Source organism: Streptomyces sp. NBC_01445 (assembly GCF_035918235.1).
GTDB lineage: Bacteria > Actinomycetota > Actinomycetes > Streptomycetales > Streptomycetaceae > Streptomyces.
On sequence record NZ_CP109485.1, the window covers coordinates 7,329,474 to 7,353,950 of the forward strand.

The 24,477-nt window shown below is 70.5% G+C and carries 17 protein-coding genes; 7 read left to right on the forward strand and 10 right to left on the reverse strand.

Annotation, left to right across the window (positions count from 1 at the left end; all coding sequences use genetic code 11):
* Positions 1 to 115 precede the first annotated feature (115 nt).
* Together gltB and OG574_RS33325 are read left to right on the forward strand one after the other, a co-directional pair.
* On the forward strand, positions 116 to 4,711 hold the full coding sequence (gene gltB, locus OG574_RS33320; protein ID WP_326776215.1) for a glutamate synthase large subunit: 4,596 nt from the start codon (positions 116 to 118) through the stop codon (positions 4,709 to 4,711).
* On the forward strand, positions 4,704 to 6,164 hold the full coding sequence (locus OG574_RS33325) for a glutamate synthase subunit beta (RefSeq protein ID WP_326776216.1): 1,461 nt from the start codon (positions 4,704 to 4,706) through the stop codon (positions 6,162 to 6,164). Before gltB ends, OG574_RS33325 begins: the two co-directional genes overlap by 8 nt.
* A gap of 149 nt (positions 6,165 to 6,313) precedes the next feature.
* On the opposite strand, the gene OG574_RS33330 is transcribed toward OG574_RS33325, so the two are convergent.
* From OG574_RS33330 to OG574_RS33350, 5 genes are all read right to left on the reverse strand, one after another.
* Positions 6,314 to 7,318 (reverse strand): hypothetical protein, encoded by a 1,005-nt coding sequence (locus OG574_RS33330; protein ID WP_326776217.1) that lies wholly within the window; start codon positions 7,316 to 7,318, stop codon positions 6,314 to 6,316.
* A gap of 309 nt (positions 7,319 to 7,627) precedes the next feature.
* Positions 7,628 to 8,125, reverse strand: coding sequence for a hypothetical protein (locus OG574_RS33335; protein WP_326776218.1), 498 nt, complete (start codon positions 8,123 to 8,125; stop codon positions 7,628 to 7,630).
* Between the two features lie 117 nt (positions 8,126 to 8,242).
* Positions 8,243 to 9,235 (reverse strand): hypothetical protein, encoded by a 993-nt coding sequence (locus OG574_RS33340; protein WP_326776219.1) that lies wholly within the window; start codon positions 9,233 to 9,235, stop codon positions 8,243 to 8,245.
* Positions 9,236 to 9,312: 77 nt separating this feature from the next.
* Positions 9,313 to 14,061 (reverse strand): RHS repeat-associated core domain-containing protein, encoded by a 4,749-nt coding sequence (locus OG574_RS33345; protein WP_326776220.1) that lies wholly within the window; start codon positions 14,059 to 14,061, stop codon positions 9,313 to 9,315.
* 175 nt (positions 14,062 to 14,236) lie between these two features.
* Positions 14,237 to 15,142, reverse strand: a complete 906-nt coding sequence (locus OG574_RS33350) for a chitosanase (protein WP_326776221.1) — start codon at positions 15,140 to 15,142, stop codon at positions 14,237 to 14,239.
* A 176-nt stretch (positions 15,143 to 15,318) separates the two neighbouring features.
* On the opposite strand from OG574_RS33350, the gene OG574_RS33355 reads away from it, so the two are divergent.
* Both OG574_RS33355 and OG574_RS33360 read left to right on the forward strand, forming a co-directional pair.
* Positions 15,319 to 15,561 (forward strand): hypothetical protein, encoded by a 243-nt coding sequence (locus OG574_RS33355; protein ID WP_326776222.1) that lies wholly within the window; start codon positions 15,319 to 15,321, stop codon positions 15,559 to 15,561.
* 80 nt (positions 15,562 to 15,641) lie between these two features.
* Entirely contained in the window at positions 15,642 to 16,751 is a 1,110-nt protein-coding gene (locus OG574_RS33360) for a hypothetical protein (RefSeq protein ID WP_326776223.1), read from the forward strand.
* A 12-nt stretch (positions 16,752 to 16,763) separates the two neighbouring features.
* On the opposite strand, the gene OG574_RS33365 is transcribed toward OG574_RS33360, so the two are convergent.
* From OG574_RS33365 to OG574_RS33380, 4 genes are all read right to left on the reverse strand, one after another.
* Positions 16,764 to 17,678 carry a rhomboid family intramembrane serine protease gene (locus tag OG574_RS33365; RefSeq protein WP_326776224.1) on the reverse strand — a complete coding sequence of 305 codons (915 nt, stop codon included), beginning with the start codon at positions 17,676 to 17,678 and terminating at the stop codon, positions 16,764 to 16,766.
* 73 nt (positions 17,679 to 17,751) lie between these two features.
* A complete protein-coding gene (locus OG574_RS33370) occupies positions 17,752 to 18,702 on the reverse strand; it encodes an alpha/beta hydrolase (protein WP_326776225.1) in 951 nt (316 codons plus the stop codon).
* Positions 18,699 to 19,427, reverse strand: a complete 729-nt coding sequence (locus tag OG574_RS33375) for a glucose 1-dehydrogenase (RefSeq protein WP_326776226.1) — start codon at positions 19,425 to 19,427, stop codon at positions 18,699 to 18,701. The genes OG574_RS33370 and OG574_RS33375 overlap by 4 nt, the downstream gene beginning before the upstream one ends.
* Positions 19,424 to 20,557: an LLM class flavin-dependent oxidoreductase gene (locus tag OG574_RS33380; RefSeq protein WP_326776227.1), complete on the reverse strand. Its 1,134-nt coding sequence runs from the start codon at positions 20,555 to 20,557 to the stop codon at positions 19,424 to 19,426. Before OG574_RS33380 ends, OG574_RS33375 begins: the two co-directional genes overlap by 4 nt.
* An 88-nt stretch (positions 20,558 to 20,645) precedes the next feature.
* On the opposite strand from OG574_RS33380, the gene OG574_RS33385 reads away from it, so the two are divergent.
* A complete protein-coding gene (locus OG574_RS33385; protein WP_100592279.1) occupies positions 20,646 to 21,251 on the forward strand; it encodes a PadR family transcriptional regulator in 606 nt (201 codons plus the stop codon).
* Here OG574_RS33385 and OG574_RS33390 read toward each other — a convergent pair.
* Positions 21,176 to 21,727, reverse strand: a complete 552-nt coding sequence (locus OG574_RS33390) for a flavin reductase family protein (protein WP_326776228.1) — start codon at positions 21,725 to 21,727, stop codon at positions 21,176 to 21,178. The two genes, OG574_RS33385 and OG574_RS33390, sit on opposite strands and share 76 nt — an antisense overlap.
* A gap of 109 nt (positions 21,728 to 21,836) precedes the next feature.
* On the opposite strand from OG574_RS33390, the gene OG574_RS33395 reads away from it, so the two are divergent.
* Both OG574_RS33395 and OG574_RS33400 read left to right on the forward strand, forming a co-directional pair.
* The gene (locus OG574_RS33395) at positions 21,837 to 23,420 is read left to right on the forward strand and encodes a FadD3 family acyl-CoA ligase (RefSeq protein ID WP_326776229.1); all 1,584 of its coding nucleotides are present in this window, start codon (positions 21,837 to 21,839) and stop codon (positions 23,418 to 23,420) included.
* Positions 23,417 to 24,457, forward strand: coding sequence for an acyl-CoA dehydrogenase family protein (locus OG574_RS33400; protein WP_326776230.1), 1,041 nt, complete (start codon positions 23,417 to 23,419; stop codon positions 24,455 to 24,457). Before OG574_RS33395 ends, OG574_RS33400 begins: the two co-directional genes overlap by 4 nt.
* Positions 24,458 to 24,477: the final 20 nt, after the last annotated feature.

Consider the following 24,477-nt stretch of genomic DNA (forward strand, 5'->3'; position numbering starts at 1 on the left):
GGTTCCCGAGAACCGCTCCATCATGTAACTTGTACGAAATTTGCACCCCAGCAGAGGGCCAACGTCGTCCCTCGGCAGATGTCATATGCCAAGCAAAACGACGACGGGAGAGCCGATGCGCACGCCGCGCCAGCCGTCCCAGCACTCCATGAACCAGCCGTTCATGGATGCTCGCCCTGCAGCCCAGGGCATGTACGACCCCCGCAACGAGCACGACGCCTGCGGCGTCGGCTTCGTGGCCACCCTCACCGGCGAGGCGAGCCACGCGCTGGTCGAACAGGCGCTCACGGTTCTGCGCAACCTGGAGCACCGAGGTGCCACCGGTTCCGAGCCCGACTCGGGTGACGGAGCGGGCATCCTGTCCCAGGTCCCGGACGCCTTCCTGCGTGCCGCGGTCTCCTTCGATCTGCCCGAGGCCGGCGCGTACGCGGTCGGCATCGCCTTCCTGCCCGTCGACGAGGCCGACAACGCCGCCGCCGTCTCACAGACCGAGACGATCGCCGCCGCGGAGGGCCTCACCGTCCTCGGCTGGCGCGAGGTGCCGGTCGCCCCGCAGCTCCTCGGTGCCACCGCCCGCTCGACGATGCCGGCCTTCCGCCAGATCTTCGTCTCGGACGCCGACGGCACCGCGAAGGACATCGCGCTCGACCGCAAGGCCTTCATCCTGCGCAAGCGCGCCGAGCGCGAGGCCGGCGTGTACTTCCCGTCGCTCTCCGCCCGCACCATCGTCTACAAGGGCATGCTGACCACCGGCCAGCTCGAGCCCTTCTTCCCCGACCTGTCGGACCGCCGATTCGCATCTGCGATCGCTCTCGTCCACTCGCGGTTCTCCACGAACACCTTCCCGAGCTGGCCGCTCGCGCACCCGTACCGCTTCGTGGCGCACAACGGTGAGATCAACACGGTCAAGGGCAACCGGAACTGGATGAAGGCGCGCGAGTCGCAGCTCGCCTCCGATCTGTTCGGCGCCGAGGAACTGTCGCGGATCTTCCCCGTCTGCACGCCCGACGCCTCGGACTCGGCCTCCTTCGACGAGGTGCTCGAACTGCTGCACCTCGGCGGCCGCTCCCTGCCGCACAGCGTCCTGATGATGATCCCGGAGGCCTGGGAGAACCACGCCTCCATGGCGGCCGACCGCCGCGCCTTCTACCAGTTCCACTCCGCGATGATGGAGCCCTGGGACGGCCCGGCGTGCGTGACCTTCACGGACGGTACGCAGGTGGGTGCCGTTCTCGACCGCAACGGTCTGCGCCCCGGCCGCTACTGGGTCACCGACGAGGGCCTCGTCGTCCTCGGCTCCGAGGTCGGTGTCCTCGACATCGACCCCGCGAAGGTCGTCCGCAAGGGCCGCCTCCAGCCCGGCAAGATGTTCCTCGTCGACACCGCCGAGCACCGCATCATCGAGGACGACGAGATCAAGGCCGGCCTGGCCGCCGAGCAGCCGTACGCCGAGTGGCTGGAGGCCGGTGAGATCGAGCTCGAGGACCTCCCCGAGCGCGAGCACATCGTCCACACCCACGCCTCGGTCACCCGCCGCCAGCAGACCTTCGGCTACACCGAGGAAGAGCTGCGCGTCATCCTCACGCCGATGGCCAAGACCGGCGGTGAGCCGCTCGGCTCCATGGGCACGGACTCGCCGATCGCGGCGCTCTCCGCCCGCCCGCGGCTGATCTTCGACTACTTCACCCAGCTGTTCGCGCAGGTCACGAACCCGCCGCTGGACGCCATCCGCGAGGAGCTCGTCACCTCGCTGCGCTCCTCGCTGGGCCCGCAGGGCAACCTGCTGGAGCCGACCGCGGCCTCCTGTCGTTCGGTCACCCTGCCCTTCCCGGTGATCGACAACGACGAGCTGGCCAAGCTCATACACATCAATGCCGACGGCGACATGCCCGGCATGAAGGCCGCGACCCTGTCCGGCCTGTACCGGGTCTCCGGCGGCGGCGACGCGCTCGCCGCCCGCATCGAGGAGATCTGCGCCGAGGCCGACGCCGCCATAGAGGCCGGCGCCCGCCTGATCGTGCTCTCTGACCGGCACTCCGACGCCGAGCACGCGCCGATCCCGTCGCTGCTGCTCACCGCGGCCGTCCACCACCACCTCATCCGTACGAAGCAGCGCACCGAGGTGGGTCTGCTCGTCGAGGCGGGCGATGTGCGCGAGGTCCACCACGTGGCCCTCCTCATCGGCTTCGGCGCCGCGGCCGTCAACCCGTACCTGGCGATGGAGTCCGTCGAGGACCTGGTCCGCGCCGGTACGTTCCTGCCCGGCATCGAGGCCGAGCAGGCCATCCGCAACCTGATCTACGCGCTCGGCAAGGGCGTCCTGAAGGTCATGTCCAAGATGGGCATCTCGACCGTCGCCTCCTACCGCGGCGCCCAGGTCTTCGAGGCCGTCGGCCTCGACGAGGCCTTCGTCGAGGAGTACTTCAACGGCACGGCGACGAAGATCGGCGGCGCCGGTCTCGACGTCATCGCTCAGGAGGTGGCCGCCCGTCACGCGAAGGCGTACCCGGCGAGCGGCATCGCGCCCGCGCACCGCGCCCTCGACATCGGCGGCGAGTACCAGTGGCGCCGCGAGGGCGAGCCGCACCTGTTCGACCCGGAGACGGTCTTCCGCCTCCAGCACGCCACGCGCAACCGGCGCTACGACATCTTCAAGAAGTACACGGGCCGCGTGAACGAGCAGTCGGAGCGTCTGATGACGCTGCGAGGCCTCTTCGGCTTCAAGAGCGGCCGCGAAGCGATCTCCATCGACGAGGTCGAGCCGGCCAGTGAGATCGTCAGGCGGTTCTCGACCGGCGCCATGTCGTACGGCTCCATCTCCAAGGAGGCGCACGAGACCCTCGCCATCGCCATGAACCAGCTGGGCGCCAAGTCCAACACCGGTGAGGGCGGCGAGGACGCGGACCGGCTGTACGACCCGGCGCGCCGCTCCAGCATCAAGCAGGTCGCCTCCGGCCGCTTCGGTGTCACGAGCGAGTACCTGGTCAACGCGGACGACATCCAGATCAAGATGGCGCAGGGCGCCAAGCCCGGCGAGGGCGGCCAGCTGCCCGGCCACAAGGTCTACCCGTGGGTCGCCAAGACGCGTCACTCGACGCCGGGCGTCGGGCTCATCTCGCCGCCGCCGCACCACGACATCTACTCCATCGAGGACCTGGCCCAGCTGATCCACGACCTGAAGAACGCGAACCCGCAGGCGCGGATTCACGTGAAGCTGGTCTCCGAGGTCGGCGTCGGCACGGTCGCCGCGGGTGTCTCCAAGGCCCACGCCGACGTGGTGCTCATCTCCGGCCACGACGGCGGTACGGGCGCATCCCCGCTCACCTCCCTCAAGCACGCCGGCGGTCCCTGGGAGCTCGGTCTCGCCGAGACCCAGCAGACCCTGCTGCTCAACGGCCTGCGCGACCGCATCGTCGTCCAGACCGACGGCCAGCTCAAGACCGGCCGCGACGTCGTCATCGCCGCGCTGCTCGGCGCCGAGGAGTTCGGTTTCGCGACCGCGCCGCTCGTCGTCTCCGGCTGCGTCATGATGCGCGTCTGCCACCTGGACACCTGCCCGGTCGGCATCGCCACGCAGAACCCCGTCCTGCGCGAGCGGTTCTCCGGCAAGGCCGAATTCGTCGTGAACTTCTTCGAGTTCATCGCCGAAGAGGTCCGCGAGATCCTCGCCGAGCTCGGCTTCCGCACCATCGAGGAGGCCGTCGGCCACGCCGAACTCCTCGACACCGAGCGGGCCGTGGACCACTGGAAGGCCCAGGGCCTCGACCTCGAGCCCCTCTTCTACGTCCCCGAGCTGCCCGAGGGCGCCGTGCGCCACCAGGTGATCACTCAGGACCACGGCCTGGAGAAGGCCCTGGACAACGAGCTGATCAAGCTGGCCGCCGACGCGCTCGACGCGAACGCGCAGGCCGACGCCCAGCCGGTCCGCGCCCAGGTCGCGATCCGCAACATCAACCGCACGGTCGGCACCATGCTCGGCCACGAGGTGACGAAGAAGTTCGGTGGCGCGGGCCTGCCCGACGACACCATCGACATCACCTTCACCGGCTCCGCGGGCCAGTCGTTCGGCGCGTTCGTGCCGCGCGGTGTGACCCTGCGCCTGGAGGGCGACGCCAACGACTACGTCGGCAAGGGCCTGTCCGGCGGCCGCATCGTGGTCCGCCCGGACCGCGGCGCCGACCACCTCGCCGAGTACTCCACGATCGCGGGCAACACGATCGCGTACGGCGCGACGGGCGGCGAGCTGTTCCTGCGCGGCCGCACCGGCGAGCGCTTCTGCGTCCGCAACTCGGGTGCGACGGTCGTCTCGGAAGGCGTGGGCGACCACGGCTGCGAGTACATGACCGGTGGCCACGCGGTCGTCCTCGGCGAGACCGGACGCAACTTCGCGGCCGGCATGTCGGGCGGTGTCGCGTACGTCGTCGACCTGGACCTCAACAACGTAAATGGCTTGTCCCAGGCCGCAGTTGAGGCCCTCGACGACACCGACAAGCAGTGGCTGCACGACGTCGTGCGCCGCCACGCGGAGGAGACCGGCTCGACGGTCGCCGAGAAGCTCCTCGCGGAGTGGCCGGCGGCGGTGGACCGCTTCAGCAAGATCATCCCCAGCACGTACAAGGCAGTGCTCGCCGCCAAGGACGCCGCCGAGCGAGCCGGACTCTCCGAGTCCGAGACCACCGAGAAGATGATGGAGGCGGCGACCAATGGCTGATCCCAAGGGCTTTCTCAACCATGGCCGCGAGGTCGCCAAGACCCGTCCGGTCGGCGAGCGCGTGCGGGACTGGAACGAGGTCTACGTTCCCGGCTCCCTGCTCCCCATCATCAGCAAGCAGGCCGGCCGCTGCATGGACTGCGGCATCCCGTTCTGCCACAACGGCTGCCCGCTCGGGAACCTGATCCCCGAGTGGAACGACTACGCGTACCGCGAGGACTGGTCGGCGGCGCAGGAGCGGCTGCACGCCACCAACAACTTCCCGGAGTTCACCGGCCGCCTCTGCCCGGCGCCCTGTGAGTCGGCGTGCGTGCTCGGCATCAACCAGCCGGCCGTCACCATCAAGAACGTCGAGGTCTCGATCATCGACCAGGCGTGGGACCGCGGCGATGTCGCGCCCCAGGCCCCGGAGCGCCTCTCCGGCAAGACCGTCGCCGTCATCGGCTCGGGCCCGGCGGGCCTCGCCGCCGCCCAGCAGCTGACGCGGGCCGGCCACACGGTCGCCGTCTACGAGCGCGCCGACCGCATCGGCGGCCTGCTCCGCTACGGCATCCCCGAGTTCAAGATGGAGAAGCGCCACATCAACCGCCGCATCGAGCAGATGCGCGCGGAGGGCACCAAGTTCCGTACGGGCGTGGAGATCGGCCGCGACATCGACGCCGCGAAGCTGCGCAAGCGCTACGACGCCGTGGTCATCGCCGCCGGTGCCACAACCGCCCGCGACCTGCCGGTCCCGGGACGTGAACTCAAGGGCGTCTACCAGGCGATGGAGTACCTGCCCCTGGCCAACAAGGTCCAGGAGGGCGACTACGTCACCACGCCCGTCTCCGCCGAGGGCAAGCACGTCGTCGTCATCGGCGGCGGCGACACCGGCGCGGACTGCGTGGGCACCGCCCACCGCCAGGGCGCGGCCTCGGTCACGCAGCTGGAGATCATGCCGCGCCCCGGTGAGGACCGGAACGCGGGCCAGCCCTGGCCGACGTTCCCCATGCTCTACAAGGTGACGTCCGCGCACGAGGAGGGCGGCGAGCGGGTCTACTCCGTCTCGACCACCCACTTCGAGGGCGACGAGGACGGCAACGTCCAGTTCCTGCACCTCGCCGAGGTGGAGTTCATCGACGGCAAGCTGACGCCGAAGCCGGGCACGGAGCGAAAGATCCCCGCCCAGCTCGTCACGCTCGCCATGGGCTTCACGGGCACGGACCAGGACAACGGCCTCGTCTCCCAGTTCGCCCTGGACCTCGACGCGCGCGGCAACGTGGCGCGCGACGACGAGTTCCAGACCAACGTCCCCGGCGTCTTCGTCGCCGGTGACGCCGGCCGCGGCCAGTCACTCATCGTGTGGGCCATCGCGGAGGGCCGCTCGGCCGCCCGCGGGGTCGACCGCTTCCTGACCGGTGCCAGCGAACTGCCGGCCCCGATCCGCCCGACGGACCGCTCCCTGACGGTCTGACCGACGTGACGGCGGCCTGACGGCGGCCCCTCAAAAGACGTCCCGTACAACGGCGTACGGAACTGAGCGCGACGCTCGCCCCACTGTCCCCGACCGGACGACTGGGCGGGCGTCGCGGTGCGTCTGCCCTCTGCCGCGCCGCGGGTCACTCACTGCGTGACGAGCCGGAGCGGATGGTGCGGGTCGCGGGGGCACACGGCGATGGTCAGGCGGCCGCGGCCGGGGGAGACGCGGGTCGGGGTGTTGGCGCCCCGGGCATCACTGTCCTGCCGGTCCTCGTACGGGATCCAGCTGGTCGTGCTGGGATTCCACTCGGTGGCGGCCGCGGTCAGGAGCGGGAAGAGGTCCGCGTCGCAGGCGGCGCAGTTCAGGCGGGTCGGCCCCGTGAGGTTCCAGGCGATGTGACCGCCGACCTTCCAGCCGGGGGCCGTCGACAGGTCCGACACGTAGACTTCGTCCTCGTCCTCCTCCTCGCCGTCGGGCGCGGCCCAGCGCTCGATGCGCTCCTGCAGCCCGGGGCCGAGCTCCTCGAACCACGGGTACTCGGTGACCACTTCGGGGTGCAGGACGCACGCACTCGGGACGAGCTCCTCGCGGCCCACGACCTCGGGCACCGGCTGCTCGGAGAGCGGCTCGGTGACGTCCGCGGCATGACGCCGTCGGAGGTGGACGTGCGGCTCGTGGCGGGACTCGCCGTGCCGCTCGTAGCCGCACCAGAACACCTGGAGCAGATCGCCCTCTTCGGGGAACGGGAGTCCGGGGACGTCACGGCGGTGGAGCTGGGCGACGGCGAGCAGCGGGATCGGGTCGCTGTCGGTCAGGTCCGGGGCGTGCCGGCCACGCTTGGAACCGGCGAGTTCGGCGCGCTCCTCGGCGTTCGGGCCGGACCGCGGATCGCGCCGCCAGGCCCGGTCCAGGATCTCCCGCTCGCGCAGGACATCGGCGTAGCGGTAGCCGCTGGACCGCTTGTGCGGGATCGTGCAGACCGGCCACGGCTCTCCTGCGGGCCACAGCATCGGACCGCCGACCGAGCTGTCGTGCACCGTGGGGGTGCCGGGCCGTGGATGCAGCCGGGTCGCCGAGCGTCGCAGCGCACCCAGCTCGGGGAAGAGCGCTTCGACGTCGACAGGGCGGGGCGGGGTGGTGCGCGGCATGGGTCAGGGCTCCCGGGCATCGGGTGTCGGTCACAGACGGTCGGCGAGGGCGGAGGGGACTCTATCCGCTCGGGATCCGCTCAGGGTTTCCAGCCGGGGTTTGCGGTGCGTACCCCCGAGGCCTGACAGCCCGTCAAAATCCCCCCGTACAAAGGAGTACGGCACCGAGCGCGACGCTCGCCCCACTGTCCCCGACCGGACGACTGGGCGGGCGTCGCGGTGCGTCTGCCGCCAATCCGCCAGGTCGCGCACGGGCAGAGAGACGTCGTCCCTTTCCCGGCTGGGCGGGCGTACGAATCAGAGACCCGCTCAACCGCGATTCTCGTAGCGGTAGTTGTAGTACTCCTTGCCGCCGACCAGGACCGAGGTGACACAACGCGGCAGGCCGTCGGCGTCCCGCTCGACCTCCTGCGAGGTCTGCCGGGTGAAGCCGAGGGACACCCCGGGGATCACCGGGTACTCGGGCTGCGACGTGTCGACCGTCCAGCCCCGCTCTGCGGCGCGCGTGAAGAGGCTCTGGGCGGGGGTGGTGAACACCTCGTCCCCATCGAGCAGGACGCGGGTGCTGGACGTGCGGCCTTCGCCGGGCCACCACAGCTCGATCGCGGTGACGGCGGTGCCGCCCTCTACCAGGGCCTGTACACCGACGTGGTCGAGGGTCCAGGAAGCCTTCGCCGAGTTCCGGCTGGGACGGCGCAGCACGCGGGACTCGCCCCAGTTGTCGGGCGCCGCGGCGAGCGCTTCGTCGAGCGTCATGCCCAGCAGGATCGGCGCGACTCCGCGCGGCGGGTCGAGTACCAGATCCATCGGTTACCTCTTGCCTCTCGTTCGCCGGGTGGCCGTGCGGCGCAGCGCGTTCAACTCGGGGAAGAGGCCTTCGACATCGACGGGCGGGGTCTCACGAGGCGTGGGCCAGGGCCCCGGTCACTGGGTGACGAGGCCGAGCGGATGGTGCACGTCAAGGGGACACACGGCGATGGTCAGTCGGCCACGGCCGGGGGACACCCGGGTAGGAATGTTGGCGCGCCTGACATTGCGGTCCTGCTGATCCTCGTAGGGGATCCAACTGGTGGTGGCCGGGTCCCATTCGCGCCGGTCCGCGGTGAGGAGCGGGATGAGTTCTGTTCCGCAGGCGGAGCAGTTCAGGGGGGCCGGGCCGGTGAGGTTCCAGGCGATGTAGCCGCTGATCTTCCAGCCGGGGGCCGTGGACAGATCGGAGATGTACTGCGGGCCCTCGTCCTCCTCCGGTCCCTCCCACGCGTCGATGCGGTCCTGCAGAGACGGGTCCAGGACCTCGAGGTAGGGGTGCTCGACGATCTCCTCGGGGTGCAGCACGCAGGGGGACGGCACAAGTTCCTCACGGCCGACGACCTCGGGCGCCGGCTGCTCGGTCAGCGGCGTGCCGATGTCCACCGACCGGTGCCGGCGGAGTTGTACGTGGAGTTCGTGGCCGGTCTCTCCGTGCAGTTCGAATCCGCACCAGAAGACCTGGAGCAGGTCTCCTTCGTCCGTGTCGGGCAGGCCGGGGACGTCGCGGCCGTACAGCTGGGCCACGGCGATCATCGGTACGGGATCCGTGTCGGCGAGGTGCGGGGCGTGCGGGCCGGCCTGGACACTGTCGATGAACTCGGATTCCCAGGCGGTCGGCCCGGCCGGGTCGCGCTGCCGTGCCTGTTCCAGGATCTCCCGTTTGCGCAGCACGTCGGCGTAGCGGAAACCGCTGCCACGCTCGTGCGGGACGGTGCACATCGGCCAGGGCTCGTCGGCGGGCCACAGGAGCGGCCCGCCGACCGAACTGTCACCTGCCGTGGGGATGCCACGACGCGGGTGGAGCCGCGTGGCGAAACGGCGCAGGGCGACCAGCTCGGGGAAGGCTGCTTCTACGTCGACGGGGCGGGGCGGGGTGGTGCGGGGCATCGGCCAGGACTCCCGGGGATCGGGGGCGGGTTCGGACGCGGGTTCGGTGTCGGGGGTCGGAGGGGGACTCTACCCACTCAGGGATTCCACCCGGGGATGGCGGTGCGCACCCCGCCCGCAGGGTTGTCGAGCGAGTCGACCAGTGAGAACCCCTTGTTGCCGTACGCCGCGTACTCGAAGCGGATGGGGACGGGATTGGTCCCCGCGTAGATCGGGGTGATGTCGTACTGGATGACCTCGTCCTTGTCGTCCACGGCCCGGTAGATCTTGTCCTCGATCAGATCCCGCTGGTAGGGCGAGTTGGTGGGGTTGTTCGTCTGGGTCACGAGGTTGTGCTTGGCCGCGTGCCCCACACCCGCGCCGCCGAGACGGTTGGCCAGGAGATGGCCGCGGGCCTCGTTGAACGCCGTCCCGTGACCGCGCCAGCCGGGCGGCTTGGACTTGCCCGCCTCCGTACCCGAGTCCAGCATCTCCGGCCGGATGCAGGCGGACACGCCGGTCGGGCGGCCGAGGTGGTCCAGTGGCCTGTAGCGGATGCTCCCGCCGTGGCCGTTGCTGCCCTGGGTCCACTCGTAGTGGTCCTTGCGGCACGGCGCGAGGCCGACCGGGTCGTAGAGGTCCAGCGGGTTGCTGACGTACGCGACCGGGTTGGGCGCCGGCATCAGGCCGAGCGGGTCCGGGCTGACGTACCGCGCCGTCTCTGGGTCGTAGTGCCGGAAGTAGTTGTAGTGGAGCCCGGTCTCGGGATCCGCGTACTGGCCGGGATAGCGCAGCGGCGTGTGCGCGGCGGCGTCGGGATTGACGGCGGTGGTGCCCCAGACCGTGGTGCGGGATCGCCAGGCGATCGTGCCGTTCTCGTCGACGAGCTCGGTCGGGGTGCCGACGAGGTCCGAGACGATGGCGAAGAAGCGGGTGTCGACCTCGTCGTCGGACAGCCGCTTGCGCTCGTACTGGACCAGCGGCCGGAAGCCGTCGTGGTCCCACGTGAGCGTGGTGCCGGTGGCGGTGTCCACCTGCTCGGTCAGGCGGGTGCCGTCCCACGTGAAGAGGGTCTCGTCGAGCACCGAACCCGTGTTGTCCAGACGGTACTTGGCGGTGCGACGGCCCAGCGGGTCGTACCGGTAGTGCCAGGTGGCGCCGTCCGGTGTGGTGCATGAGGTCAGGCGGTCCTCGGCGTCCCAGCTGTAGCGCCAGACGTCGGGCTTGCGGGACAGGCGCTTCTTGACGCGCTCGACGAGACGTCCGGCGTCGTCGTAGCGGTAGTGGGTGTGTCCGGCGCGGGTGACGCGGGTGCCGGTGTAGTCGCGTTCGCCACGCGCGCCCGGGTCCGCGGCGCGGTCCGGCCAGTGGGCGGTGACCTGGTTGCCGGACGCGTCGTACGCGTAGTTCTCCGGCCCGGCGGGGCCCGCCGCGTCCAGGGGCCGGCCGATCGGGTCGAGGGTGTACGTGGTGCCGCGTCCCGTGACGGCCTCGTGGACGCCGGTGAGATGACTGTCGGCCCGATAGGTGTAACTGCGTGCGCGGATGCGACGGCCGGGCCCAACGGTGAGGTTCTGCCCGCTGAGCCGGTCTCCCGCGTCCCAGTCCGACGTGAGGCTCAGTGTTCCGTCCACGGTGCGTTCGGTCTCGCGGCCGAGGAGGTCGTGGCCGAAGGCCAGGGCATGCCGGCCGTCCACGGTGAGGGCGGTGCGGTTGCCGACCGGGTCCCACCCCAGCTCGGTCAGCGCACCGGTGGGGGTGGTGCGCGAAGTGCGGCGGCCCGCCCGGTCGTAGCCGAGACGCAGGGTGGCGCCGTCCACGGTCTGGGTCAGCAGGTGTCCGGCGACATCGTAGGTGAACTCCAGGCCGCACTGCGGACTTTGGGCCGCGGTGAGGCGGGATGCTTCGTCGTACGAGAACGACGTACGCGTGTCCCCCACGGTTTTCGCGGCGAGCCTGCCGTTCGCGTCGAACTCGTAGCCGACGGTCTGCCCGGCCGCGTTGGTGCGGGTGGTGAGATGCCCGGCGGCATCGTAGGCGCAACGGCTGGTGCGGCCGTCGAAGTCGGTCTCGGTGAGCACCCGGCCGACGGCGTCGAAGGTGTAGGTCCACGCCAGCCCGGCCGGATTGACCACCTGGGTGAGGCGTTGCTCCGTGTCGTGGACGAAGGTATGCGTGCTGCCGTCCGGCGTGGTGCGGGCGGAGAGCAGGTCGAACGGGCCGAAGGCGGAGGCGGTGACGCCGCCGAGCTGATCGGTGTGCCGGACGCAGTTGCCCTCGCCGTCCCACTCCCACGCCTCGTGGCTTCCGTCGGGGGCGGTGCGCGTGCGGAGCCTGCCCTCGGCGTCCCAGGCCATACGGCTGGTGCGGCCGAGCGCGTCGGTCAGTTCGACGGGCTGTCCGAAAGAGTCCCGGCGGCAGACGGTGCGGGCACCGCGCGCGTCCTGAACCGCGACCGGGAGCCCTGCCGCGTCATGGGACATGCGCAGGGTGGTGCCGAGCGGGTCGGTGATGCTCTCCAGCGCGCCGGTCGCGTCGTGGGTGAAGCGGTGGACGGCGCCGTCCGGCCCGACGACCGCAGTGCGATTGCCCCGCTCGTCGTACTCCTGGTGGGTCACGGCACCGTCTGGAGCGATGATGGAGACCGGCATGCGCAGGGCGTCGTAGCCGAGGCGCGTGACGGTCCCGTCGGGGGCCGTCAGTGCGGTCACGTTCCCGTCCGCGTCGCGCTCCCAGCGAGTGGTGCGCCCGAGCGGATCGGTGTGGGACATGAGGCGGTCCTGGCTGTCCCACTGCTGGGTGGTCGTGTGGCCGAGGGGGTCGGTGATGGCGATGACCTGGCCGTGGTGGTTGGCCCGGTAGACCGTGGCGTGCCCGAGGGAGTCGGTGTAGGTGACCGTGCTGGTGCCGTCCGGCTCCACATCGCCGTATGAGATACGGGAGTTGAGGATGCCGTCGGTGCCCCGGGTCTCGACGACCCGGCCGCCGGCGTCGTACGCGTAGTCGAAGGCGGTGTCGTTGGAGTCCCGCCAGCCGGTGACACGGTGGACGCCGTCGTAGCCGAAGCGGGTCGCAGCACCGACGGCGTTGCAGATCTCGACGAGGTCACCCGCCTCGTCGTACCGGAAGGTGCGCAGCGTCACGGGCCGGCCGTCGTCGAGCACCGACAGGGCGGTGACCTGGCCCTGTTCGGCCTCGGAGTCGACGAGGACGCGGTATCCGCCGCTGTGCGTGACGCTGAGCGGGACGTCGTGTTCGTCGCGCTCCACGGTGACGGTGTTGCCGTTGCGGTCCTCGATGCCGACCAGCCACCACATGTCATCCCGGGCGGCGGCGGCTTCGAAGTGGCGGGTGAGGCCGGTGTACGGATCCTGCACCGTCAGCACGTAGCTGCTGTCGCGCGTGACATACGTGAGGGGCAGCCGCTCCCCGGCGGCCGGACCGACCCGGTCGCCGGGCAGATCGGGCAGCCGGGGATACGCCAGAGCCGAGCCGTCCTCCCGGTGCCACCAGAATCCGCCCAACGCCTCGTCCTGCTCCAGGCGTTCGTCGAGCGTGCAGGCCCAGGACGGGCCGAAGGAGCGGCCCCCGTCGTATCCGGACAGGTGCGTGCGACACAGGATCAGCGGCAGTACGCCGGGCAGTGCCACATCGGTCTGGGCGAGGATCATCTGCCCGTTGGCCATGTCGATCGGGTCGCCGCACGTCTCCTTGTTCTGCAACGAGCGTGCCCTCTGGGACAGTTCGGAAGACGCCAGCTTCAGCTTGTCCTGCAGGCCCTTTGCGCGGCCGTCATCCACGCCGGGGCCGCCGCTCTTGCCGTCGCCCTGCTTGCCGGCGTCGATGGCGTCGACCCTGTTCCGTACGTCATGGTCCTTGCCCTTGTGGATACGAGAGGTGGCCTTGACCCGGTCGGGAACGGTCTCGGTCACATGCTTGGCGATCTTGGTGAGGGCTTTGTCCGTGCCCTTGAGCGCGCCGTGCAGCACGCTGTCGAACGCCTGGGTGAACGGGTCGCGGCCCTTGCTGCGGCCGAACGCGCCGCGGGCCCGGCCCAGCGGGTCGGAGGCGGCCGTCTTGAGGTCGCCACCGTGCCGGGAGACCTTGCCCGCGCCGTCCTCGAACTCGATGTGATCGATCTTGGTGGCCTTCTGCGGGCCGGCGCCGGAACCTTCGGAGTTGCCCCCGGCAGAGGCGAGTTGCATCCCGCCGTGCCCGTCCTTGCCGTGCCCCGCGCCGCCGCCGCCGCTGCTGCCGTCGGCCGGCGGTATGGAGAACGCGCCTTCGGCCAGGTCGAGGACCATGTCCTCGACCATCGCCTCCAGCTTGGCGTTGACCGGCTCGGTCAGCTTGGCGATCACCTCGTCGACGATCCGCTCCACGGCCTCGTCGAGGATGCGCTTGACCGCCTGCCGCATCGCCGCGATCTCGGCTGCGCCGAGCACGGCCGACAGGCCACCGGTGACCCACGCGAGTCCGATGGAGAGGCCCACCGACCCTGCCATGATGGCGAGTTCGGCCTCGGCCTTGCGTTTCATCCCCTCGATGATGACCGCGAGCCCGTCACAGGCGTCCGCGAACAGCCGGGCAAGCTCCGGGAGCTTCTCCAGGTGACTGCCCTTCACCTTTGCCCAGTGTTTCTCCATCGCGTCGACGGCCCAGCCCTCGGATGAGGAAAGGAGACGGCTGAACGCCTTGTGCGCGTCGCCCCCGTGACCCTCGAACTTCTCCGCGAACTCCCGCATGGCGTCGGCCATTTCGCGGTAGTCGTCCTCGTCCACGTTCGGGAAGTTGATGCCGATGAAATCCAGGACCTCGTCCAGCCAGCCCGGAATCGTGTAACCCATCCCCGTTTGCCTTCCCCCGTGGCGCTCGGCAGCCTGTGCATGCCTAACTCATACGCATGTTCGAGGGTAGTTGGTGGGGGTGACGCCTGTGTAGGTGGTGCCGGTCGGGGCATGTGGAACCGGGACTTGAGTGGGCGTCATATGCGTCTGTGTCGTGGTCCCACCCCTTCGGCGGTTACGGCACCCGGTACGTCTCCCCGTACACCTTCCACACCAGCGGTGTCTTCAGGGTCAGGTTGCCGTCGTAGAGGAACTGCCGCTGGGCCGTGTCGATGCGGGTCGTGTCGCGGTCCGGCTTCTTCGCCTTCATCGCCGTGCGGCGCACGTCGAGGAAGATGTCGAGGTACGCCTTCTCCTTGCCGCCCTGCGCCGGGGTGTCCGCCTCCCGCATGGCCTTCTCGCGCAGGCCGTAGAAGCCGCTCGGGCCGGTGCCGGGGCCGTGCAGGACCATCGCGTCGTAGTAGATGAACTGGCCGAGCGTGCCCAGGCCGTCGAGCTTGGCGAGGCGGACGGCCGGGTCGAAGTAGACGCGGTCGCGCTCGGAGTTCTGGGCGGCGCGGAAGGCGGGGTCGGACGCCTCCTTCTTCCACGCCGCGGTGAAGCCGGGGTCGAGGCCCTCGTGGGAGTCCGTGCCGTCGACCTTGCGCAGGGCGGGCAGATAGCGGGCGAGGCCGTTGTCCGGGTGGGCCTTCGTGTACCGCTCGACGAGGGTGAGAAGGTCGTGCGTGCCGGTGCAGAAGCCGATGATCCCGGCCGTGTAGCCCTGCCCGTCCTCGATGTCCTCGATGTAGCCGTACTGGCCGCGCCAGTCGAGCGTCGAGTTCTCCGCGCTGGCCACGATCTGCTGGGCGAGCTCCTTCTTCGCGGGCGCGGAGAGGCCCGGCGGCAGATCGGCGATGGCGTCGTCGTCGGCCTTCTTCTCCGCGGCGGCCTTGGCCGCCTCGGCGTCCCCGCCGGAGCGCTGCGACGAGGACGTGCGGTGCGAGCCGCCCTTGCCGTCGTCGTGTCCGGGCGTGAAGAGGAACACCGCGACCGTGGCGACCGGAGCCACGGCCAGGAGTATGCAGCCGGCGCGTTTCATGCGGCTCAGATTACGTGGCGCACACATCCGCCCCGGCGCTCACCGGTATTGACTAAAAGTCAGTTCGGCCCCAGTCTCGGGACGAGCCGAGCGTGAACCGAGCGCGAGCCGAGCGCGGACCAAGTGCGGATCAGGTGCGAGCCGGACGTGAACCGCGCGCTGACCGGGAGGTCGCTGTGAGCAACGAAGCACGGGCACAGCTGAGTACCGAAGCGAGTGCCGAACTCGGTGCCGAACTGGGGGATCAACCCCCGGAGGCCTTCGGCGAGTTGACTGAATCGCAGACCCTGCTCCTGGCCGCCGCCCTGCGCCGCGAGCGCGAGAGCCGCGCCGCCGGACTCGGTGAGGCCGCCGAGGAGGCGCTGAAGCTGGTCCCCGCCCTCGCCCGCGGACCTGTCCGCCGCATCCTCTTCCGCTAGGGCCCTTCGTTCGGATCACGCCGGGTTCGCAGGCCTGATCCAAATGAAAGGCCCAAGGCCTCTTGATAGGAGACGTGCACATGGCTGTCACGGACAAGCTGCGGGGCCGGGCCGAGGTCCTCAAGATCGCGAGGCTGCTCGACGCCGAGCCCGAGAGCCTCGGCTTCCTGCTGGAGCTGCCGCCGGACGACGTGCGCCGCTTCCACGAGCAGACGGTCGCCGCCCTGTTCGACCGGATGCCCGACATGCTGGACCGGATCGCGGCGGCCACCAAGCTGGTGCCCGCCGGGGTCGCCGCCGCGATCTCGCAGAAGGCGCTCGGGCCGCGCCTGGCCGCCGCGGTCGCCGGGCGCCTCGACCCCCAGCGCGCCGCCGACATCATCGAGAAGCTTCCCGTACCGTTCACCGCCGAGTCGTGCGCGCACCTCGACCCGCGCCGCATCCCCGGCATCGTGGACCGGCTCGACGAGAACCTCGTCGTCCGGATCGCGGTGGCGCTCGCCGAGCGCGGCGACCATCTGACGATGGGCCGCTTCGTCGGCCATCTGCGGGACGCGGCGCTGACCCGGATCCTGCCGCAGGTCGACGACGCGGCCGTGCTGCGCACCGGTTTCGCCATCGACCGGCCCGAACGCACCGGCCGTATCGTCGAGTTGATGGGGGAGGAGCGGCTGGCGCAGGTCATCGCGTCCGCCGCGACCGAGGAGCTGTGGCCCCAGGCGCTGGCCGTGGCCGGGATGGTGACCGGGGAACAGCGGGGCCGGATCGCCTCGCTCACGGCCGCGCAGCCCGTCGATCGGCTCGACTCGCTGGTCGCCACGGTCGCCGACCAGGACCTGTGGGAGTCCCTGCTCCCGCTGGTGGCGCTGCTCGGTGAGGACGAGCGCAGGGCGGTCGCGGCACTGCCGTCACTGCGGGGCGACGGTGCCATTGAGGGTGTCGTACGGGCCGTGGTGGCGACGGGGCTGTGGGCGGAGTTCCTGCCGCTGGCGGAGATCCTGCCGGACGAGTCCCGCCGGGAGGTCGCCGCGGCGGCCGGCGCGCTGCCCGCGCCGGAACTCGACGCGCTGGCCCGCGAGGTGGACAAGCAGGACCTGTGGGACCTGGTCCTGCCCCTGGTGGAACTGATGGACGACGCCGGCAAGGAACGGATCCTCGAACTGCCGGCGTTCCAGGAGCAGGCGCAGTGACAACCCGTCCCTCTACGGCTGCTTGAGGAGCGTCAGCGCCACAAGGAGTACGAGCAGCGCCGCGCACGCCGAGCCCTGCACCAGGGTGCGGCGGGCGCGGGGCGCGTAGGCGAGGGCGAGGGTGGCCGCGCCGCCCGTGAGCAGGCCGCCCAAGTGGCCTTGCCAGGAGGCGAATCCGGCCGAGATCAGCATCCACAGCAGGAAGTAGGCCATGAACCGGTTGACGCCGCTCATGTCCGCGCCCAGACGCCGCGCCATCACGTAGTACGCGGCGCCGAGCCCGAAGATCGCGCCCGACGCACCGACCGTGAGGGTGCCCGGGGCGATCAGGTAGACGAGCACGGAGCTGCCGAACGCGGACAGGAAATAGACGCCGAGATAGCGGACGCGGCCCAGCTGCGTCTCGACGACACGGCCGAGGTTCCACAGCGAGTACATGTTGAACAGGATGTGCAGGATCCCGAAGACGCCCTCGGTGGCCGGCATGTGGAGGAACGCGCCGGTGATCATCCGGTACCACTCGCCCGCCACCACCCCCTCCGCGTGGAAGTCGGCCGGGAACCCGTCCTGGTACACGTAATGCCCGCCGTCAGGGCCGACGAGCCCCGCGCCCAGCATCCCGAACCGGTCCACCACGGCCGGGCGCACCAGCTCGGCGAGGTAGGCCACGATGTTCAGGCCCATCAGGACGTACGTGACGAGCGGGACGGCCGAGACCCGTCCGCCGAAGACCGTGCGGGCCTGGCGGACCGAGCGGACGCCCTCCTTCACGCAGTCGGGGCAGTGGTGGCCGACGGCCGCCGACCGCATGCAGTCGGGGCAGATGGGCCGCTCGCAGCGGGTGCAGCTGACGTAGGTCTCCACCTTGGGATGGCGGTAGCAGGTGGTGACCGCGGGGGTCGTGGCGGGCTGGGACTCGGCTTCCACGGCCGGCTCCTCTGTGGTTCGGGGAGGGGGACAGAGCCGGTGGGGACGGCGGCGAACAAAATAGCGAACGCCGTCAGGCCGCGGTGCCCGGGGTGTGGGTCAGCCAGGCGGCGGCCCGCGCGAGCGCCGCGTCCGCCTCGGGCAGGAACCCGGCCGCGCCCAGGAACCCGTGGAACATCCCCGGATACAGCGCCACCTCCGCCCGCACTCCCGCCCGCGCGAGCCGCCGCGCGTACGCGAGCCCCTCGTCACGCAGCGGGTCGCAGTCCGCGAGGAGCACGAGGGCGGGCGGCAGACCGTCGAGTTCGGGCGCGAGCCCGGGGGACGCGGCGACGGGATCGCCACCGGCGCCGAGGTACTGCTCCCAGTACCAGCGCATATGAGCCGTCGTGTGGAAGAACCCCCGCTCGAACGCCACCGGGGACTCGCCGCCGAGCCGGTGGTCGAGCACGGGGTACAGCAGCAACTGGCCCGCGACCTTTGGACCCTCGGGGTCGCTCAGCGCCCGCAGGGCCACGGCCGCGGCCAGGTTGCCGCCGCTGGAGTCCCCGGCGACGAACAGCCGGTCCGGGTCGCACCCCAGCTCCCGCGCGTGCGCGGCGGCCCACCGCGCGGCGGCGTACGCGTCGTGGGAGGCGGCGGGGAAGGGGTGCTCGGGCGCGCGTCGATAGTCGACGGAAACCACCAACGCGCCGGTCAGTGCGGCGAGTTGACGGCACAGCCCGTCGTGCGTGTCGAGGTCGCAGAGCACCCATCCGCCGCCGTGCAGGAACACCACGAGCGGGCGCGGGCCGTCGGCCTCGGGCTCGTAGATCCGTACGGGCACGGGCGCGTCGAGGCCCTGCGCCGGCACAAGGCGCTCGGTGACCGACCGCATCGGCACGGACGGCTTCCCGAGCCCCGCCCGCGCGGCGGCCCGCAGGGCGCCCGCGTCGAGGGGGCCGTCGGCCGGGTCGGGGAACGCGGCCGACATGGCGTCGCACAGGGTGCGCGCCGGCGGGGTGAGGGGATCGTGCGTCGTCATCCGGCCGTCGACCCCCCGTCCACCGTGAACTCCGTGCCGGTGATGTACGAGGAGGCGTCCGACGCCAGGAACAGGACCAGCTCACCGACCTCCTCGGGGCGTCCCAACCGGCCCAGCGGCAGATGCGACCAGTCCTTGCCCGAGACCCCGGCGATCATCGGGGTGTCGATGGCGCCCGGGTGCACCGAGTTGACGCGGATCCCGTACCCCGCCAGGTCGAGCGCCGATGACCGGGTCAGGCCACGCAGGCCGAACTTCGTGGAGCCGTAAGCCGCGTGCCCGGGTATGCCGATGAGACCCGCGGTCGACGAGACGTTGACAACCGATCCGCCGCCCGCCTCCTTCATCGCGGGCACCACGGCCTGGATGCCGAGGAACGGGCCGAGGAGATTGACGCGGATCAGCTGCTCGAAGTTCTCCAGCGTCTCCCGCTCCACCGACGCGGTGCGCCACAGCGCCGCGTTGTTGACCAGTGCGTCGATCCGCCCGAAGGCGCCGAGCGTGGCATCGACGACCTCGCCCCAGCTGTCCGGGTCCGACACGTCGTGCCGTACGAACAGCCCCTGCCCGCCGAGCGACTTGGCGACCTCGACGCCCTCTTCCTCCCGCATGTCCGTGACCACGACCCGCGCGCCGGCCGCCGCGGCGAGAGCGGCCTCCGCCGCGCCCTGCCCGCGCCCCGCGCCCGTGATGACGACGACCTTGCCGTCCAGTGAGACCGTCACTTCGCCTCCAGCGTCCGGAAGTGCGGGATGACCTTCTCGCCCCACTGGCGGATGGTCTCCATGCACGCCTCCTGCGGGACCGTGCCCATCTGGATCAGGCACATCACCTCGTCCACGCCGATCTCGCGGAGCTGCTCGACGTAACTGATCGCGGTGTCCGCGGAGCCGTAGGCGTGCTCCGCGTTGTAGGTGCCGGTGTCGACCGGGCGGGCCGGGATGTTCGCCTCGTGGAGCTTGGCGACGAGCTCCTCGCGGTCCCTGGCCATCGCGGCCACGTGGGTCGCCGCGTCATCGGACTCCGCGTAGGAGGTGGGCGCGGGGGCGTTCCCGTACCAGTGCGCGATCGACTCGGCGAAGAAGCGCTGGCCGCGCGTGCCGAGGCGCAGGGCGAGGTCCGCGTCGTCGAGGACGACCGTCGGACAGAGCGCCGAGAGGTGGTCGTTGACCTCGGTCGACACGAAGCGCTCGCCGGTGCGGGTCGCGATGGCCTCGTCGTAGACCTTGCGCATCGTACGGACGTCGTCGGCGCCGGCGAAACCCATCACCAGGGCCCCGATGCCGAGTTCGGCCGCGAGCTTGAGCGTGTCGTGCTTGGAGCAGGCCATGAAGAGCGGCGGGTGCGGGGTCTGCACCGGGCGGGGCAGGATCGCGCCGGGCCCGATGTCGATCGAGCCGTGCCACTCGAACTGCTCCTCGCGCCACGCCGAGGAGAAGATCCGCAGGGCCTCCTCCATCTGCGGATACGTGTCCTCGGGGCGGACCCCGTACATCCGCATCTCCTGCTTGGTCGCGCCGCGCCCGGCGCCGATGTCGACGCGGCCGCCGGTGAGCGAGTCGAGCATCGCGGCGCGCTCGGCGACGCGGACGGGGTGCTGGTAGCCGAAGGGCATCGTGACGACGCCGTGCCCGATGCGGATCCGGGACGTCCTGGCCGCGACCCAGGTCAGGAAGATCTCGGACGCGCTCATGTGCGCGTACTGGGTGAGGGAGTGGTGCTCGACCGCCCAGATGCGGTCGAAGCCCATCTCCTCGGCGAAGACGGCCTGTTCGACGCAGTCCCTGAGGACCTGGCGCTCGTTCTCTGGCGTCGGGTCGGCGAGCTGGGCCTCGAAGATCATGGAGAACTTCACGGGGATCCTCCCGAGTGATGTGTTTCTAATAGAAATACTTCTAGCAGGTATACGTAGGCCGGGGGAAGGGGCTACGTAGACTGCGTGCGTGGTGAAGAAGAAGGCGGTAGACGACACGGCGGGCGCGGAGCGCCCCGCACTCCCGGCGACCAGCTGGGCGGTGCTCGGGCTGCTCTCCTTCGGCGAGGAGCTGTCCGGCTACGACCTGAAGAAGTGGTCGGACTGGTCCCTGCGCTTCTTCTACTGGAGCCCGTCGTTCAGTCAGATCTACAGCGAGCTCAAGCGCCTGGAGAAGGCCGGTTACGCGACCTCGCGGATGGTCGCGCAGGAGACCGGTACGCGCGACAAGCGGGTCTATCGGATCACCGACGAGGGCATGGAGGCGGTGCGGACCTGGGCGCGCGAGGCGCCCGTGGACCCGCCCGTCCTCAAGCACGGGCCCATGCTGCGGCTCTGGCTCGGGCATCTGCTCGAAGCCGAACAGATGCGTGAAGTGCTCGCGCGGCACCGTGAGTTCGCCGAGACGATGCGGCTGCGCGCGGAGGAGGACGTGGAGGGCGCGAAGGCCAGCGAGGCCTGGAGCTATCCGGCGCTCACGCTCAAGTGGGCCGAGCGGTACTACGCGTCCGAGCGTGACCTCGCCGACGCCATGCTCGCGGACATCGAGGAGCTGGAGCGCGGCAAGCGCCCGTAGGTGCGCCGGAAGTAGAGCAGCGGCCCTGCGTCGCGGTGCGCGGTCAGTGAGGTGACCCGGCCGAGCGCGATGGCGTGGTCGCCGCCGTCGAGCACGTCGGCGAGCTCGCACTCGATCGTGGCGAGCGCTCCGTCGAGCAGGGGCGCGCCGTTGCCGCCCGGCCGCCAGGGCGTGCCCGCGAACTTGTCGCCGCCCGTCACCGCGAAGCGCCGGCACAGCTCGCGCTGGTCCTCGGCGAGGACGTTGACCGCGAACCGACCCGCCGCCCTGATCCGCGGCCAGGTCGTCGAGGTGTGTGCCGGGCAGAAGCAGACCAGGGGCGGGTCGAGCGAGACCGACGAGAACGACTGCACGGCCATGCCCGCGGGGCAGCCGTCGCCGTCGAGCGCGGTGATGACCGCGACGCCCGTACAGAAACCGGCGAGGGCGGACTTCAGGTCCTCGGCCGAGGTGGCGGGGTGGGTGGGGATCGGCATGTGAGGCCTCCAAGGAATGTACCTACTAGGTATATGCCTAACCGAAACACCTGTGATTGGATACCGGCCACGCTCGCACGTCAAGTACCCCTGATCACAGGGAGGGTTCGTGACCAGCACCACCCCACCGCGCACGCTCGCCCAGCTCCCCGAGTACGCCGCCGCCGCGTACGGCGACCGGGAGGCACTCGCCGACGGCGAGGTCCGCTGGACCTTCAGCCGGCTGCGCGACGAGATCGCCGCGTCCTCGCGCGCCGCCGTCGCACACGGCATACGCCCCGGCACCCGGGTCGCGATCTGGGCCGCCAACAGCCGCCAGTGGATCCTCGCCGCACTCGGCGCGGTCGGCGCCGGGGCGGTCCTCGTCCCGGTCAACACACGCTACAAGGCGGCCGAGGCGGCCGACATCATCCGCCGAAGCGGTGCCGAGATCCTTTACACAGAACGCGGCTTCCTGGGCACCGACTACGTCCACACCTTGACGGCCAGCGGAGAAGACCTGGGCGCCCTGCACTCCATGGTCGTCCTCCGCGGCGAGGCGCAAGACGACGCCATCGCCTGGGACGCGTACCTGAAGGCGGGCGAGGGTGTCACGGACACCGAACGCCTGGCCCGCGCCGCCACCGTGGGCCCCGACGACCTCAGCGACATCCTCTACACCTCCGGCACCACCGGCCGCCCCAAGGGCGTGATGACCACGCACGGACAGACGGTCCGTCTCTACGAGGAGTGGTCGCGCCAGGTCACGTTGCGCACCGGAGACCGCTACCTCCTGGTGAACCCGTTCTTCCACACGTTCGGCTACAAGGCGGGCGTCATCGCCTGCCTGCTGCGCGGCGTCACGATGCTGCCGGAGGAGGTCTACGACACGGACCGCGTCCTGGAGCGCATCGCCACCGAACGAGTCACCTGCCTGATGGGCCCGCCCACGATCTTCCACGGCCTGATCCACCACCCTCGCCGACATGAGACCGACCTCGGAGCGCTACGACTCGCGGGAACGGGCGCCGCAACCATCCCAACGGAACTGGTAGAACTCATCCGCACCGAACTCGGCGCCCCCGACGTGTTCACGGCGTACGGGCTGACCGAGTCGGGAGGCGTCGTCTCCGTCTGCCCCACGGACGCCGACGCGTGGACCGTCGCGCACACGGTGGGCCGCGCGCTGCCCGGCACCGCGATCCGGATCGCCTCACCGCTGGGCGACGAACTGCCCGCAGGCGAACCGGGCGAGGTACAGGTGCGCGGCTACCACGTGATGCGCGGCTACCTGGACGACGAAACGGCAACCCAAGAGGCAGTCCCCCAAGACGGCTGGCTCCGCACGGGCGACATCGGCAAGCTCGACGACCGTGGCTTCCTCACCATCACGGACCGGCTCAAGGACATGTATGTGGTGGGCGGCTTCAACGCGTACCCGGCCGAGGTGGAGAACACCCTGCTCGGCCACGAACAGATAGTGGACGCCGCCGTAGTGGGCGCTCCGGACGAACGACTCGGCGAGGTGGGCGTCGCCTTCATCGTCGTATCCGGACCCGTAGACGCAAAGAAGCTCACCGCGTGGACGCGTGAGCGCCTGGCCAACTTCAAGGTCCCGCGCCGCTTCGTCACAGTCCCGGAGCTCCCGCGCAACGCGGGCGGCAAGCTCCTCAAAGGCGAGCTGCGCCGTACGGCAAGAGGAGAGACCACATGAAATTCACACGGGAACAGAACGACCTGAGGTCAGCCGTAAGGGCGGTGCTGACCCAGCACGAGGGCGCGACGGCCTGGGTCCCGCTCACGGAGGCCGTCGGCGCGGCAGGCCTAGGGGTGCCGGAGGAGTACGGCGGCGTCGGCGGCGGCACGCTGGAAACATACGTGGTCATGGAGGAACTGGGCCGGACACTCAGCCCGGTCCCGTACCTGGCCTCAACCATCTTGGCCACGCAGGCATTGGTCGCCTCCGGCAACGCGAGGGCCTGCGCCGAACTGCTCCCCAGGCTGTCCGACGGCACCGCAGTAGGAGCGCTGGCCTGGGCGGAAAACGGCAGCTGGGAGCCAAAGGCGCTGAGCGCCCGAGTCCGAGCGGGCCGACTGACAGGTGTAAAGGAACATGTCCTGACAGGCCCCGGACACCCGGACACCCTCCTGGTACTGGCCCAAGGCGAAGAAGGCCCCGCCCTCCACCAAGTCACCTGTGCAGACGGCGAGTTCACGCCCCTCCCCACCATGGACGAGACGCGTCCCCAGGCCCGCATCACTTTCGACGGGACCCCGGACGTCGAGCTCCTGGCCGCAGACGGAGGACGAATCCTGTCCCGCGTACGGGATCTCGCCTGCACAGCGCTGGCGGCCGAACAGATGGGCGCCGCAACCCAGGCGCTCGTGGACACCATCGAGTACGCCAAGAACCGAGTGCAGTTCGGACGGCCCATCGGCTCGTTCCAGGCGGTGAAGCACCGCATAGCCGACCTGCACGTCGAACTGGAGGCCGCACGCTCACTCGCCCAAGCCGCCGCACACTCCAACGCGGCACCCCACCTGGCGGCAGCCGCGAAGGCCGCCTCCTCCCAGGCGTACACGAACATCGCCGGCGAGATGATCCAGCTGCACGGCGGCATAGGCATCACCTGGGAACACCAGGCGCACCGCCATCTGAAACGAGCGCACTCCGCCCGCCTGCTCTTCGGCGCCCCGGCCGAACACAGACAACGCCTCGCCGCCGGCTTGGACCTCACCCCAGTGACGTAACCTCGGCACTTTCGCCACAC

What these genes read in the sequence shown, in the direction of transcription:
- gltB (WP_326776215.1), top strand. Translation starts at nt 116, where the DNA reads ATGCGCACGCCGCGCCAGCCGTCCCAGCACTCCATGAACCAGCCGTTC.
- OG574_RS33325 (WP_326776216.1), top strand. Translation starts at nt 4,704, where the DNA reads ATGGCTGATCCCAAGGGCTTTCTCAACCATGGCCGCGAGGTCGCCAAG.
- OG574_RS33330 (WP_326776217.1), bottom strand. Translation starts at nt 7,318, where the DNA reads ATGCCGCGCACCACCCCGCCCCGCCCTGTCGACGTCGAAGCGCTCTTC.
- OG574_RS33335 (WP_326776218.1), bottom strand. Translation starts at nt 8,125, where the DNA reads ATGGATCTGGTACTCGACCCGCCGCGCGGAGTCGCGCCGATCCTGCTG.
- OG574_RS33340 (WP_326776219.1), bottom strand. Translation starts at nt 9,235, where the DNA reads ATGCCCCGCACCACCCCGCCCCGCCCCGTCGACGTAGAAGCAGCCTTC.
- OG574_RS33345 (WP_326776220.1), bottom strand. Translation starts at nt 14,061, where the DNA reads ATGGGTTACACGATTCCGGGCTGGCTGGACGAGGTCCTGGATTTCATC.
- OG574_RS33350 (WP_326776221.1), bottom strand. Translation starts at nt 15,142, where the DNA reads ATGAAACGCGCCGGCTGCATACTCCTGGCCGTGGCTCCGGTCGCCACG.
- OG574_RS33360 (WP_326776223.1), top strand. Translation starts at nt 15,642, where the DNA reads ATGGCTGTCACGGACAAGCTGCGGGGCCGGGCCGAGGTCCTCAAGATC.
- OG574_RS33370 (WP_326776225.1), bottom strand. Translation starts at nt 18,702, where the DNA reads ATGACGACGCACGATCCCCTCACCCCGCCGGCGCGCACCCTGTGCGAC.
- OG574_RS33390 (WP_326776228.1), bottom strand. Translation starts at nt 21,727, where the DNA reads ATGCCGATCCCCACCCACCCCGCCACCTCGGCCGAGGACCTGAAGTCC.
- OG574_RS33400 (WP_326776230.1), top strand. Translation starts at nt 23,417, where the DNA reads ATGAAATTCACACGGGAACAGAACGACCTGAGGTCAGCCGTAAGGGCG.